The sequence below is a fragment of the Amycolatopsis sp. WAC 04169 genome (assembly GCF_003947535.1).
Taxonomy (GTDB): Bacteria; Actinomycetota; Actinomycetes; order Mycobacteriales; family Pseudonocardiaceae; genus Amycolatopsis; species Amycolatopsis keratiniphila.
Genome location: NZ_QHJI01000011.1, coordinates 249,249 through 262,346 on the forward strand (window position 1 = coordinate 249,249; position 13,098 = coordinate 262,346).

Genomic DNA, 13,098 nt, shown 5'->3' on the forward strand with positions numbered 1-13,098 from the left:
TTCCGTGAAGGCCTCCTTGAGGGACTCTGGGTCTCTCAAGGAGGCCTTCACGGAATGTCAGATCGCCTCAGGAGTTGCAACCTTCACATTCAGAGCGCGCGAAGGCTTACTTCACACCGCTCAGCCGAGGAAACTCGCCCTTCGCAACCGCGCCGCCTCCCCTTGGGGACACCGAAAGAACCGCGAGCTCGTACCAAGCGCCTCTCAGCAGCCGGAACGCCGTGGCGGTGTCCCACCAAGCCCCAGGTACATGATGGCCTCCTTCCTTGCGTTAGACGCAAGGAAGGAGGCCATCATGTACCTGAGATCAGGACCGAGGAGCCTCGGCAGGCAGGAACTGCTCCGTCGGCTTCCCCCGCCAGGCGGCGATGATCCCCAGCGGATCCGGCCGCAGCAGCGAAGCGGCCGCGTACACGCTCGCCGCGACGACACCGGCCATGAACCACCAGTCGTACAGGGCCTGCTCCCCCGTGGGGTAATAGACCAGCGTCACGAACACCGACACCGCGACGACCACCGCGAGGTTCCGGCGGCGCCATTCGAAGGCCGACAGGACCACGAAACCCCAGGTCAGGTACCACGGCAGCGACGGCGGCGGAACGATGGCACCGGCCAGTAGCACGATCGCCATCCGGTGGATCGCCGGGTAACCGCCGTCGCGGGCCAGCCACCACTGCCAGCCGGCGAAGACGAACAGCCCGACCATCGCGATCGCCCGGAACACCGTGACGAACGGCGAGACCTCGACGTCGATCACCAGGTTCACCAGCGAGTAGAAGATCTCGCCGATCCCGGTCGGGAAGTTCATCCAGTTCGCGATCAGCGTCGGCGCCTTGAGGCCGGTCAGCCAGCCCAGGTTGACCGAGCCGAGCGAGAGCCAGGTGCCCGCGACGAACACCGGCAGGAAGATCCCGACCGACGCGGCGCCCGCGCGGAAGAAGTTGACCACCTTGCGGTCCCCGGGCAGGTGGTTCGCCCACACCCAGACCAGGAACGGCAGCGCCCACGCCGCGGTGGGCTTGATCAGCATGCCGATGGTGACCAGGACGATCGCGACGACGTGCTTGCGCTCCAGCGCCGCCAGCACACCCACGGTGAGGAAGCCCAGCATCAGCAGGTCGTTGTGCGGGCCGCCGACGAGGTGGATCACCGTCATCGGGCTGGCGATGGCGAGCCACAGGGTGATCGGCAGCTTGCCGCCGAGGTGCTTGACCAGCCGCGGCAGCGACCACAGCATCCCGACCAGGCCGAGCATCAGGACCAGCCGGGTCGCGATGACACCGGCGATCATGTCGTTGCCGGTGACCGAGACGATCCCCTTGGCCACCAGCAGGAACAGCGGGCCGTACGGCGCGGGAGTGGTCTGCCACAGCGGGTGGACGTTCTGCACGACGTCCGGCAGCACGACCAGCTCGGCAGGACCGTTGGCGTACGGGTCGAGGCCGTTGAGCAACTGCGCGCCCTGCGCGAGGTACGAGAAGACGTCGCGCGTGAACAGCGGCGGCGACACCAGCAGCGGCGCCATCCAGCAGGCGGCGGCGATGACGATCGGGCGGCTGCCGATTCGGCCGGCGAGAGCGTAGCGGCCCAGCCGGACCCACGCCCAGATGATCAGCGCGAAGCCCGTGTACAGCATCGCGTTGGCGAGGATGCGGCCGTGGCCGTAGCGGATCCACGACAGTGGTCCGTGCCCGAGGATCGGGTCACGGATGAGGATGCCGCCGGCGCCGAGCGCCGCCAGCATCAGCAGCGTGCTGCCTATGGTTCCCATCGCGATGGTGCGGTACGGGAACCGGGAAGGCACCCGTAGCCGCTCGCCGAGCGAACCGGCCGAGGGCGTCTGCTGGGGGTCTGTCGTGGTCGCCATTTCGAGATTGGAGGTTACACACCGCGCCTGTGCGAGTGCGCGGCAATGGGGGTTTCCCGCGCGGTTCCACCGGGCAACGCGGCGAGCAGCGACTTCGTGTAGTCGTGCTTCGGATCCAGCAGGACCTCCTCCACGGTGCCGACCTCCACCAGCTCCCCTCGGTACATCACGGCGACCCGGTCGGCGATGTTCCAGGCCAGCCCGAGGTCGTGGGTGATCACGAGCCCGGCGAGGCCGAGTTCACGCCGCAGGCGCAGCAACAGGGCGAGGATCTCCCCGCGCACCGACGCGTCGAGCGAGGCCACCGGTTCGTCGGCCACGATCACGCCAGGATCCAGCGCGAGCGCGCCCGCGATGACGACCCGCTGCCGCTGCCCGCCGGACAGCTCGTGCGGGAGCCGGTCGAGGAACTTCTCCGCGGGCCGCAGTTCGGCCGCTTCCAGTGCCTTGACGACGATCTCGTGCTCGCTCCCGCCCATCCCGTGGATGCGCGGGCCTTCCGCGACGGCTTCGTACACCGTGTGATTCGGGTTCAGCGCGCTCGTCGGGTCCTGCAGCACGAGCTGGACCTGCCGCCGGTACGCCTTGAGCCCGGCGCCGCCGAGCGGGACCGGCTTGCCGTCGTACCGCACCGCGCCGGAATCGGGTTTCTGCAGCCCGAGCAGCGTCCGGGCGAGCGTCGTCTTGCCGGAGCCGGACTGGCCGACGAGTGCGACGATCTCGTCCTTCCGCACCTGCAGGCTCACCCCGGCGACGGCGTTGATGCGCTTGCCGGTGCGATCGCGGAAGCTGACGCGCAGGTCTTCGGCCTCCAGCAACGCCGGCTGGTCGGCACTGCGTTCCGGCTCGGGCGGCAGCGGTGTGCTGGTCGCGGGCGCGAACCGGGACACCGGGTCGCCGACGGTCGGGAACGCGGCCGCCAGCGCCTTGCTGTGCTCGTGATGCGGCGCGCTCATCAGCTCGGCGCTCGGCCGTTCCTCGACGATCTCGCCGTCGTACATCACCGCGATCCGGCGACAGGTCGCGGCGAGCACCGACAGATCGTGACTGATCATGATCAGCCCGATCCCCTGTTCCGCGACCAGCCTGCCCAGCAGGTCGAGCACCTGGGCCTGGACGACGACGTCGAGCGCGGTCGTCGGCTCGTCCGCGATGATCAGCCGCGGCGAGCAGGCCAGCGCCATCGCGATCATGACGCGCTGTTTCTGGCCGCCGGACAGTTCGTGCGGGTACGCCCCTGCACGGCCGGGCGGCAGGTCGACCTGTTCGAGCAGTTCCTTGACCTTGGCCTGGATCTCGGCGTCCGACAGCGCCTTGCCGCCGGGCGGGTGCAGGCGGATCGGCTCGGCGATCTGCTCGCCGATCTTCCGCACCGGGTTGAGCGCGTGCATCGCGCCCTGGAAGACGACCGAGGCCTCGGCCCAGCGCACCGCGCGCAGCCTGCCCCACTTCATGGCCGTGACGTCCTCGCCGTCCAGCAGGATCTCACCGCTGACCTTCGCCGAACGCGGGAGCAGCCGCAGCACGCTCATCGCGACCGTCGACTTCCCCGACCCCGACTCCCCCGCCACGCCGAGGGTGTCGCCGGGTTCGAGCACGAGATCGACGCCGCGGACGGCGGCGACCTCACCGCTCCCGGTGGCGTAGGTGACGCCGAGGTTCTTCAGTTCCAGCAAGGGGCTCATGAGTGCTGTCCCTTCAGGCGCGGGTTCAGCACGGTCTCCAGCGCGCGTCCGACGAGGGTGAAAGCGAGGACGACCACGACGATCGCGACACCCGGCGGCAGCAGGTTCCACCAGGCGCCCTTGCTGATCGCGCCGTTGTTCAGCGCGGTCTGCAGCATGGCTCCCCACGAGACGGTGTTCGGGTTGCCGACACCGAGGAACGCCAGCGTCGCGTCCGCGATGACCGCGTTGCCCACGACGAGCGTGGTGTTGGCCAGCACGAGCGGCATGACACCGGGCAGGACGTGCTTGCCGACGATGTGCAGATGACCGCCGCCGAGCGCCTTCGCGCGCTCGATGTACGGACGGCCTTCGATCGTCAGTGTCTGCGCGCGGACCAGCCGGGCGGTGCTCGGCCAGGCGGTGACGCCGATGGCGACGATCACCGTCATCGCGCCCTGCTCCAGCACCGACGCCAAGGCCACGGCGAGGACGAGCGACGGCAGTACCAGGAAGAAGTCCGTGAACCGCAGCAGCAGCCCGGACAGCCAGCCGCCGAAGTGCGCGGCGGCGATCCCGATGATCGTGCCGATCAGCACCGAAAGGAAGGCCGCCGAGAACCCGACGAGCAGGGAGATCCGCGCGCCCCAGAACGTCATCAGCAGCACCGAACGGCCGTCGATGTCGGTGCCCAGCCAGAACTCCCCGCTGGGCGGGTTCAGCGAACCGCCGTGGGCCTTGGTGACGTCGAGGCCGGACTCGTCCGAGATCACGGGCGCGAGAATGGCCAGCACGGTGAGGATGCCGAGGAAGGCGAGCCCGAAGACACCGGCCTTGTTCGTCGTGAACTCGTGCCAGCGCTTCGCCACGGCCTCGCGGCGGCGGCGCCAGACGATCGAACCGGGTTTTTCCGCAGTGGTCATGCCGTCCGCACCCTGGGGTCGAGCACGCGGTAGAGCAGCTCCGCGAGCAGGTTCATCAGCACAACCGCGCCGGCGAGGGTGACGAAGACTCCTTGCAGGACAGGCAGATCAGGTCCGCGGAGCGCTTCGTAGAGCAGCTGCCCGAGCCCCGGCCAGCTGAACACGGCCTCGACCGAGACCGCGCCCGAGACGACCATGCCGAACTGCATGAAGACCAGCGTCACCGTCGGCAGCAGGGCGTTGGGCACGGCGTGCCGCTTGCGCACCAGGTCGTCGCGCAGGCCCTTGGCCCGTGCGGTGGTGAGGTAGTCCGAGTTCATCTCGCCGATCAACGACGACCGCATGACCAGCATGTACTGCGCGTAGAACACCACCAGCAGGGTCACGCACGGCAGCACCAGATGATGGAGGACGTCGAGACCCTCACTGAAGAAGCCCGGCTCGACGTCCGGGGAATGCATGCCCCGGCTGGGAAAGAGCCCGTCGGTCGCCACGAGCAGCATGAGCCCGAGCCAGAACTGCGGGACCGACCACAGGGTCAGCGCGAGTCCGGTCTGGGCCTTGTCGAACCCGCTCCCCCGCCGCCAGCCCGCGCGGATGCCGAGCCAGAGGCCGAGCGCGACCGCGAGCACCGTCGCGCTGCCGACGAGCAGGATCGTCGGCCACAACCGCTCGCCGATCATGTCGAAGACCGGACGCCGCTGCAGATACGAGACGCCCATGTCGCCCTGGAGCAGGCCGACGATGTAGTCCCAGAACTGTTGTAGCAGGGGCTTGTCCACGCCCATCTGCGCGCGCAGCTCCGCCATCATCTTCGGATCGGTCGGCCGGTCGCGGACCATGAACCGCACGGGATCGCCGGGCAGCGTCCGGAACAGGAAGAACCCCAGAACGACGACGAGAGCGAGACTCGCCAGCGCGCCGCCGATCTTGGAGAGCACGAACCGGGCGGTGCCGGTCCCGCCCCGGCGCTCGTCGGGATCGACGAGCGCCGAGGACTGGTCGAGGGAACTGAGTGCTTCGGTCAACGCTGCTCTTACTCCCGGTCGTCAGCCGACTTGCCGCGCCGCCCGAGCAGCACGCCGCCGCCGACGAGCACCACGAGCACGACCGCGCCGATGCCGATCCACAATCCGGTGTTGCTGCTCTCCTCGGTGCCGGCCGCCGCCGCATCGGCCGGGGTGGCGCCGTAGACGCCCCAGTAGCCGGACTGCTCGAGAATCGCGCCGTCGGGCTGCGGCTGCTTGGTGAACGAGGAGAACTTGTCCGAGCGGTAGGCCTCGAGCACGTTGTCGTAGTCGAGGACGACGTCGACGTACTCCCCCGCCAGCACGGCCTGCGCCTGCTTCACGAGCTCGGCGCGCTTCGCCGGGTCGAACTCGGTCAGCTGCTTCTTGTACAGGTCTTCGTAGCGCGGGTCGCAGAAGAACGTCGCCGAGCTGCCGCCGTTGCCTTCGGCGTTCGGCCGGCCGGCGCAGGTGTTCAGGCTCAGGGCGTAATCGGGGTCGGGCGAGGTGCCGTAGCCGGAGATCGCGAGGTCGTAGTTGCCCGCCGTGGTGCGGTCGTCCAGCTCGTCGTCGGAGACGAGTTCCTGCTTGACGCCGATGCCGGCGTCCTTGAGCCAGCCGGTGACGAACTGCGCGACACGCTGGTCGAACGGCCGGTTCGCGTGGCCGGCGAGGCGGAACTCCAGCTTCGCGCCACCGGGGGCGACGCGGATGCCGTCCGTTCCCTTGGCGTAACCCGCCTGGTCGAGGGTGGCGTTCGCGGCCGCGATGTCGAACTTGGTCTTCTCGGCGTCGGACGGGGTCCAGGTGTAGGCCTTGTAGATCGCCGGCACGACGCCGGTCCCGGGCTGGCCGTAGCCGTTCATCACCTTTTCGACGATGGTGTTCGTGTCGATGGCCTGCGCGATCGCCTTGCGGACGCGGAGGTCCTTGAGGATCGGGTTCCCGTCACCGATCGGCTGGTCGAGCACGTTCTTGACGCCGAAGTTGATGATGAGCTCGTTGTACCGGCGGCCGGGCGCCTTGTTCGTGGTGATGTTCTTCTCGCTCTTGAGCGCGTCGAACTGCGTCGGCGTGAGGCGGTTGATGACGTCGACCTCGCCCTGCTTCAGCGCGTTGACCGCGGCCTCGGCGTCCTTGAACTGCAGCAGCTGCAGTTCGTCGACCTTGGGCGCGCCGCGCCAGTAGTCCTTGTTCGCCTTGAACTTCACGAACTCGTTCTTCTTGTACTCGGTCAGCAGGTACGGGCCGCTGCCGACGCCGACGACGGCCATGTCGTCGGTCGAGGGGGCGTTGAGATCCTTGATCGGCTCCCAGATGTGCTTGGGCACGATCGGGACGTCGAGCGAGGTCATGCTCGACTGCGGGGCCTTGGTCTTGATGACGAGCGTCTTGTCGTCCGGCGCCGACACCGAGGCGAAGTTGGTGACGTAGCTGCCGTTCGCGGTGCGGGCGTTCTCGTCGTCGAGCATCCGCTGGAAGGTGTACGCGGGGTCCTGCGCGGTGATCGGCTTGCCGTCGGACCACTTCATCCCCTGGCGGATAGTGAAGGTCCAGGTGAGCTTGTCGTCCGACGTCTTCCACGACTCCGCGATCCCGCCCGTGGGCTGGGTGTCCTCGGCCGAAGGCAGGGTCAGGAACTCGTAGTTGAACCGGCCGACCTGGGTCGACGCCGCCAGCTGGGCGGTGAACGGGTTCAGGTGGTCGATGCCGGTCGTGAGCGCCACCCGGAGGACCTTGCCCTGCTGCTGTGCCGCCGCGGCGGGCACGAAAGGCACCGTCGCGACCGCCGAAGCGGCGAGGACGGCGACCACGCGAAGACCACGTCGTCGCCTCGGAAAACGCTCTGTGCGCACGAAGACCACCCCATCGAAACTCGCTGTAACCCAACCCCCGAGGCGGAAAAGTAACCACATGTCGCGGTAACCGCGCAATGACTCGCCAATACCGATCGTGCACGGCGGATGTCGTCGCGTGGTCGACAGCTACTTTACGTCTCGTCGACGTCGCACTGCGTCACTGTTTCGGCGCGCGAAACGGCGACACGTGCAGTGTCCTGGGTATTCAAGGGAAGCGGGCTTGCAGAAGCCTTGCGCGCGATGATGCCCAATCGATACGTGCGACGAAGTGCGAGCAAAGCGTTTCGTCCTCTGAATGCGGTCGTTGCACGCGCAAGTACCGCATCCAGAGGACGAAACGCGGGGTGTCAGCCGACGGAGACCTCGCGCCGCCGCGCGGTGGCCGCGGCCGCGTAGAGCCACGCGAACAGCGCCCACATCCCGGCGAAGATGAGCCCGACGGTCACGTACGCGACCGTCCACAGCACCGCGGGCGTCTCCGACTTCCGCTCTCGTTGCAGGAACTCGATCTCGGACATGAACGGGCGCGTGCCGGACGTCGCGTCGATCGACGGCGCGTTCGCGGCCGGGTCGGCGGGCGCGTAGATCGGGGCCAGCCCCATCACCCGGTTCGGGACGTGCACGCGGATCCCGGTCTTCCACTGGCCGAACACCGGCAGCGGCTGGGCCGTGCGGTACACCCCGTCGCCGATCTTCTCCAGCGGCGCGGTGAAGAAATCGCCGCCCTGCCAAGCGAAACCGTTGAGCCATACGGCGCCGTCGGCCAGGTCGGGCCGCGAGATCGTGACGGTCGCGTCGACCCAGCGGGGCGTGCCGCCCCCGTGCGGGTTCGAGATCGGCAGCCCGGTCGCGGCCTCGGTCAGCCGGACGTCGGCGGTGAACCCCGGCTCCGGATCCGCCGGGACTGCGACCGCCGACATCAGGGCGACCGCGCCCAGTGCGCCGACGAGCCCGACCGAGTGCCGGGGCCCGGCCGCGGGCACCCGCGTCGCCGTCTCCTCCACTCGCTGGTACTGCCAGACGCCGATGAACGCACCCGCGAGCGCCGCACCGGTCCCGAACAGGACGAACAACGGCAGATGCGCCGTGGGCCAGGGATTCGGCATCAGCCAATGGGTGAACGCCGCTTCGGCGAGCATCCCCGCTGTCCCCACGAGCAGACCGGCGACGGCGGCGAACATGTACCCCTGCCGGTTACGCATCGCGAAGGCGACGACCTCGATGATCACCGCTTCGGCGACGTACGGCAGCAACGACGCCACGTGCAGGTCGGCGAACAGCGGGATGACGGCGAACGAAGCACGAGAAGCGAGGAAGACCGCGAGGACGATCAACGCGCCGCCCGGGCCCCAGGAAAGCCGGCCGTAGGTCAGCGTCCAGGCACCGATCAGTCCGACGAGCACGACCTGCGACAGCATCGGGAACTGCGGGACACCGAGATCGAACTCCATGAGGAACGCCGAAGCGCCCATCATCCAGGCACCGGCGAGGACCGGGCCGAGCAGGCGCACGACCGGTCCGGTCGCACCGACCTGGCGCGCCTCGCCGAGCAGCAGTTGCAGACCCAGCACGACACAGACCCCGCCGCCGATCATCAGGACGTGCGTCGGCCCCCATTCGGTGACGTCCTGGCCGAACAGGCGGTGCCAGACGTCGTCGAGCGGAAAGCCCGCGATGCCGACGAGCCCGGTGGCCATCATCTGGATGGATCCCATCGGCGCCCGCCAGTGCGGGCCGATCTTGAACGTGCGCTTGGGCAGGTCCTTCGTCGCCAGGGTCGCGCTCAGCACACCGCTGGCGAAGATGCCCATCAGTCCGAAGTAGATCGGGTAGTGCGACGGGTTCGCGAGCGGGCCTTCGTCGCGGCCGAGCTCCATGTGGATCGGCACGTCCCAGTAGACGCCGATCAGCGCCGACATCCCGGAGAGGAAGGCGACGAACATCGGCAGCGCCGCCCAGCGCGGCAGGCCGGTGAGCTCACCCATCCAGTCCGCCACGCGACCGAAGACCGTCCGCTTCCCCGCGCGCTCGCGAAGCACGAAGAGCGCCAAGGGCAGGAAGACCGCCGTGAACATCAGGCCCGCGATGACGATCTGCCCGAATTGCGCTCCGCCGGCAGGCGGGCTCTCCTGAGCCATGAACACCGTTCTCGCCTTCCTGCTAACCTGAGTAACTGTTACCTTGGGGTAACACGATAGGCGCAAGGTCCCGGCCGGGCAAGCCGGGGCGTACGACTTGGAGGGACCTCGATGCGGAGGATCTGCGGGATCACCGTGGCCGCGCTGCTCGCCCTGACCGGCTGCTCGGGATCGGCGCAGGACCCGGCGCCGAGCACCGGCACCCGGACCGTCAAGTTCTCGGTCACCGAGGGCAAGCGCACGGCGGGCCCCGAGGAGGTCGCGGTGCGCACCGGCGAGAACGTCGCACTCGAAGTCACCTCGGACCAGCCGGACGAACTCCACGTCCACGGCTACGACAAGGCCGCCCAGCTCACCCCCGGTGTTCCGGGAACGGTCTCCTTCACCGCGAACATCGACGGGATCTTCGAGGTGGAACTGCACAAGAGCGGCGCGGCGGTGACCAAGCTCCGGGTGAGCGGATGATCCTCGCGCACGGGCTCGGCGGCCGGTCCGATCTGCCGGTCCCGCTGTGGCTCGCGCTCTACGCGGGAGCGGCGGCCGTCGTGGTCTCCTTCTTCGCGCTCACCGTGCTCTGGAAGAAGCCCAAACTCCGCGGCGCCGAAGCCGGGCGACCTCTCCCCCTTGCCCTGCAACGGTTCGTCGACAGCAGGTTCTCGCGAGTCGCTTCAAGCGTGCTCGGCGTAGCGTTGTTCGCGAGCTTCCTGACGACGTCATGGGCGGGTCCCGGCAGCTCGGCCGACAATCCGGCTCCCGCCTGGTTCTACGTCTGGTTCTGGGTCGGGCTCGTTCCGTTCTCACTCCTGCTCGGCCCGGTCTGGCGACGGCTGAATCCACTGAGGACGGTCGCGTCGCTGATCCCGTCCCGGCATCGCGAACTCCCGGACCGGCTCGGCTACCTCCCCGCGATCGTCGGTCTCCTGGCGTTTTTGTGGCTGGAACTGGTGTTCCCGTATTCGGATTCGCCTCGTGCGATCGCCCTTTTCGGCACCGTATATGCCGTTATACACATTGCGTTCGGCGTCGTGTTCGGCCCGCACTGGTTCGACCGCGGTGACGCTTTCGAGGTCTACGCGCGCTTGATCGCGGCCCTCTCCCCTTTCGGCAGGCGCGCCGACGGACGCCTGGTGGCCCGGAATCCACTGGACGGTCTGCTCACCATCTCCCCCGCGCCGTGGCTGACCGCGCTGGTGCTGGTGGTGCTCGGCTCGACCGCGTTCGACGGCCTGACCCGCCTCCCCTTCTGGACATCGCTGGACGCCGGCGTCCTCGGCGGCACCGCCGGGCTCGCGGCCTGTATCGCGCTCACCTATGGCGCCTACGCGGGCGCCATCAGCCTGACCAGGCCGTACCTGCGCCGAGGATTCGACCCGTATCCCGCGTTCGCGCCTTCTCTGATCCCGATCATGGTCGGCTACACGGTCGCGCATTACTTCTCGTTCGCCGTGTTCTCGGGGCAGCAGGGCTTCGGCCGCGCGATCGACTACACGATCGTGTCGACCGGCGTGATCGCGCTGGTGCAGATCGCCGGAATCGTCGCCGGGCACGTGCTGGCCGTAACCTCGGCACATGACCGTTCCGTCGGCGTGCTGCGCGCGAACTACGTCAAGGTGGGCCAATATCCGATGCTGGCGCTGATGATCGGCTACACCGCGCTCGGGATCGCGCTGGTCTCCGGCTCATGACCAGCGCGGCGCGGGTGGTGATGATGCACCAGGGCGGCTGGGACGAGATCCTGATCTTCGTCGGCCCCGTGGTGATCATCGGGCTACTCATCTATGTGGCGCGCAAGCAGGTCCCGACCACGCCTGAGGAAGACGACGAGTAACCCGTCATCCGACGGGTCCGCCGCCGAGAAGCAGCGCCCCGGCCAGTTCGGTGACCTCGTCCCGGGACCGGCCGTCGTGGTCCGCGGCCATGAAGTGCTTGCCGATCAGGAGCGAGAACGCGAGCAGGCAGCGGGCTTCGACCTCGTCCTCGTCGGCGAAGATCTCGCGCATGAGGGAACGCAGGTAGTCCATCCGCTGGTTGTCGACCCGCCGGAGGCGTTCGGCCACCGCGGCGTCGCGCCGGGCCCAGTCCCGGATGGCGAGGTCGATCGGCAGCAGACGCTCGCCGGCGAGCAACCCCGCGCGCCGGATCTTCGCCCTGGCGTCGCCGCCTTCGCTCTCGACACTTTCGAACAGCAACTCGGTGCTCATCCGCTCCCAGGTGGCGAGCATTTCCTCCAGCAGCGCGCCCCGATCGGCGAAATGGCCGTAGAACCCGCCTTTGGTGACACCCAAGGCTTTCGCGAGTGCCTCGACGCGGACCGCGTCGGGGCCTCCGGCGGCGAGGGCGGTCAGCCCCGCGTCGATCCAGGCGCTCGGCGGGGTCCGGGTTTCGGCGGCCATGCGATCACCGTATCTCCCGTCACTCCAGCACCACGAGGACGATATATACGCTACCGTACAGATGGCGGAAACGCACTGGGAGGAACAACGACGATGACTGTCGGATTCGGGGTCTCGGCATGAAACTCGCGGAAACGGCCCACACCGCGCACACCTGGCGGATCCACGAGATAGCCGGGGACTTCGACCTCGAAGACGTCGGGGCGCTCGACACACCCGGCGGGCCGGACGACTTCGGCAAACTGGTGAAGCAGTTCTCGTCGGGGAACTTCCCGGACGGGTCGCCACTTCCCGTCCGGGCACTGTGGGCACTGCGGTGGAAGCTCGGCGGCCTGCTCGGACTGGACAAGCGGGATTCGGGACTCGACACACGGGTGGGATCGCTCCGCGGCAAGCTGCCGCAGGACCTCCGCGACACCCCCACCGGCCCGGAAGAAGACTGGTTGCCGTTCACCCCGCTCTACCGGCTCGAAGACGAGTTCGCCGCCGAAATGGCGAACCGGACCATGCACGGCGTCCTGCACATCGCGTGGGTCGAGGATGGCCAGGGCGGATACCGCGGTCAGATGGCGGTGCTGGTCAAACCCAACGGCCTGTTCGGCCGGGCGTACATGGGCTTCATCAAGCCGTTCCGGTACCTGATCATCTATCCGGCGCTCATGCGGATGATCGCGCGGGAGTGGCAGACCCGCGGCTAGCGGCGTTCCGTGAAGGCCTCCTTGAGGGACCCAGAGTCCCTCAAGGAGGCCTTCACGGACGACTCAAGATCGGCGCGTGCTCCGCACCAGCGTCATGTCCTTCTCCCGCACCGGTTCGTGGCAGTGCGCGCACACCGTCTCCGGCGCGAGCACCTCACCGCACGAATGCCGCCACACCGTCGGCGGCGGCCCCTCGGTGACATACGTGTCGCCCCACGCCATCAGGTTCAGCAGCACGTGGTTGAGCGCGTGCCCCGCCTCCGTGAGCACGTACTCGTAGCGCGGCGGATGCTCCTCGTAGAGCCGTTTCTCGAGGATCCCCGTCTCGACGAGCTTCCGCAGCCGCGCGGTCAGGATGTCCCGGCTCGCCCCGGTGTTGCGGACGATCTGGTCGAACCGCCGCGCCCCGAAGAACACCTCACGCAGTGCGAGCAGGCTCCAGCGCTCCCCGATCACCTCCATCGCGTTGGCGATCGAGCAGTCCCTCGGTCCTTCGGTCATGCGACCAGCGTAAACCCAGTGAGTCTTGATTTCCAACCCACTCGGTGC

The 13,098-nt window shown here is 68.3% G+C and carries 12 protein-coding genes; 4 read left to right on the forward strand and 8 right to left on the reverse strand.

Features of this window, described 5'->3' with window-relative positions:
- Window positions 1–307 precede the first annotated feature (307 nt).
- The 6 genes from mptB to DMC61_RS30720 form a co-directional block, all read right to left on the reverse strand.
- Window positions 308–1,867 carry a polyprenol phosphomannose-dependent alpha 1,6 mannosyltransferase MptB gene (mptB, locus tag DMC61_RS30695; RefSeq protein WP_125693526.1) on the reverse strand — a complete coding sequence of 520 codons (1,560 nt, stop codon included), beginning with the start codon at window positions 1,865–1,867 and terminating at the stop codon, window positions 308–310.
- A gap of 14 nt (window positions 1,868–1,881) precedes the next feature.
- A complete protein-coding gene (gene nikE / locus DMC61_RS30700) occupies window positions 1,882–3,552 on the reverse strand; it encodes an ABC transporter ATP-binding protein (protein ID WP_125693528.1) in 1,671 nt (556 codons plus the stop codon).
- A complete protein-coding gene (locus tag DMC61_RS30705; RefSeq protein WP_016334228.1) occupies window positions 3,549–4,454 on the reverse strand; it encodes an ABC transporter permease in 906 nt (301 codons plus the stop codon). The genes nikE and DMC61_RS30705 overlap by 4 nt, the downstream gene beginning before the upstream one ends.
- Window positions 4,451–5,482, reverse strand: a complete 1,032-nt coding sequence (locus DMC61_RS30710; protein WP_072027195.1) for an ABC transporter permease — start codon at window positions 5,480–5,482, stop codon at window positions 4,451–4,453. Before DMC61_RS30710 ends, DMC61_RS30705 begins: the two co-directional genes overlap by 4 nt.
- An 8-nt stretch (window positions 5,483–5,490) precedes the next feature.
- Entirely contained in the window at window positions 5,491–7,275 is a 1,785-nt protein-coding gene (locus DMC61_RS30715) for an ABC transporter substrate-binding protein (protein WP_125693530.1), read from the reverse strand.
- Between the two features lie 392 nt (window positions 7,276–7,667).
- Window positions 7,668–9,458: a hypothetical protein gene (locus tag DMC61_RS30720; protein WP_233595019.1), complete on the reverse strand. Its 1,791-nt coding sequence runs from the start codon at window positions 9,456–9,458 to the stop codon at window positions 7,668–7,670.
- A gap of 111 nt (window positions 9,459–9,569) precedes the next feature.
- On the opposite strand from DMC61_RS30720, the gene DMC61_RS30725 reads away from it, so the two are divergent.
- Genes DMC61_RS30725 through DMC61_RS41505 form a run of 3 tightly spaced genes read left to right on the forward strand, consistent with a single transcriptional unit; the run spans window position 9,570 to window position 11,286 of the window.
- Window positions 9,570–9,923, forward strand: a complete 354-nt coding sequence (locus DMC61_RS30725; RefSeq protein ID WP_125693534.1) for a hypothetical protein — start codon at window positions 9,570–9,572, stop codon at window positions 9,921–9,923.
- Entirely contained in the window at window positions 9,920–11,143 is a 1,224-nt protein-coding gene (locus DMC61_RS30730; RefSeq protein ID WP_125693536.1) for a hypothetical protein, read from the forward strand. Before DMC61_RS30725 ends, DMC61_RS30730 begins: the two co-directional genes overlap by 4 nt.
- Window positions 11,140–11,286, forward strand: a complete 147-nt coding sequence (locus DMC61_RS41505; protein WP_199750144.1) for a hypothetical protein — start codon at window positions 11,140–11,142, stop codon at window positions 11,284–11,286. Before DMC61_RS30730 ends, DMC61_RS41505 begins: the two co-directional genes overlap by 4 nt.
- A 4-nt stretch (window positions 11,287–11,290) precedes the next feature.
- Here the strand turns inward: DMC61_RS41505 and DMC61_RS30735 are convergent, their stop codons facing one another.
- On the reverse strand, window positions 11,291–11,851 hold the full coding sequence (locus tag DMC61_RS30735) for a TetR/AcrR family transcriptional regulator (RefSeq protein WP_125693538.1): 561 nt from the start codon (window positions 11,849–11,851) through the stop codon (window positions 11,291–11,293).
- A gap of 119 nt (window positions 11,852–11,970) precedes the next feature.
- On the opposite strand from DMC61_RS30735, the gene DMC61_RS30740 reads away from it, so the two are divergent.
- On the forward strand, window positions 11,971–12,549 hold the full coding sequence (locus tag DMC61_RS30740; RefSeq protein WP_125693540.1) for a DUF2867 domain-containing protein: 579 nt from the start codon (window positions 11,971–11,973) through the stop codon (window positions 12,547–12,549).
- Between the two features lie 63 nt (window positions 12,550–12,612).
- Here DMC61_RS30740 and DMC61_RS30745 read toward each other — a convergent pair whose 3' ends face one another.
- A complete protein-coding gene (locus DMC61_RS30745) occupies window positions 12,613–13,050 on the reverse strand; it encodes a helix-turn-helix domain-containing protein (RefSeq protein WP_043848115.1) in 438 nt (145 codons plus the stop codon).
- Between the last annotated feature and the right edge of the window lie 48 nt (window positions 13,051–13,098).

Bases quoted from the DNA above. Each gene is read 5' to 3' on its own strand.
- mptB (WP_125693526.1), bottom strand. From the start codon at position 1,867: ATGGCGACCACGACAGACCCCCAGCAGACGCCCTCGGCCGGTTCGCTC.
- nikE (WP_125693528.1), bottom strand. From the start codon at position 3,552: ATGAGCCCCTTGCTGGAACTGAAGAACCTCGGCGTCACCTACGCCACC.
- DMC61_RS30705 (WP_016334228.1), bottom strand. From the start codon at position 4,454: ATGACCACTGCGGAAAAACCCGGTTCGATCGTCTGGCGCCGCCGCCGC.
- DMC61_RS30720 (WP_233595019.1), bottom strand. From the start codon at position 9,458: ATGGCTCAGGAGAGCCCGCCTGCCGGCGGAGCGCAATTCGGGCAGATC.
- DMC61_RS30725 (WP_125693534.1), top strand. From the start codon at position 9,570: ATGCGGAGGATCTGCGGGATCACCGTGGCCGCGCTGCTCGCCCTGACC.
- DMC61_RS30730 (WP_125693536.1), top strand. From the start codon at position 9,920: ATGATCCTCGCGCACGGGCTCGGCGGCCGGTCCGATCTGCCGGTCCCG.
- DMC61_RS41505 (WP_199750144.1), top strand. From the start codon at position 11,140: ATGACCAGCGCGGCGCGGGTGGTGATGATGCACCAGGGCGGCTGGGAC.
- DMC61_RS30735 (WP_125693538.1), bottom strand. From the start codon at position 11,851: ATGGCCGCCGAAACCCGGACCCCGCCGAGCGCCTGGATCGACGCGGGG.
- DMC61_RS30740 (WP_125693540.1), top strand. From the start codon at position 11,971: ATGAAACTCGCGGAAACGGCCCACACCGCGCACACCTGGCGGATCCAC.
- DMC61_RS30745 (WP_043848115.1), bottom strand. From the start codon at position 13,050: ATGACCGAAGGACCGAGGGACTGCTCGATCGCCAACGCGATGGAGGTG.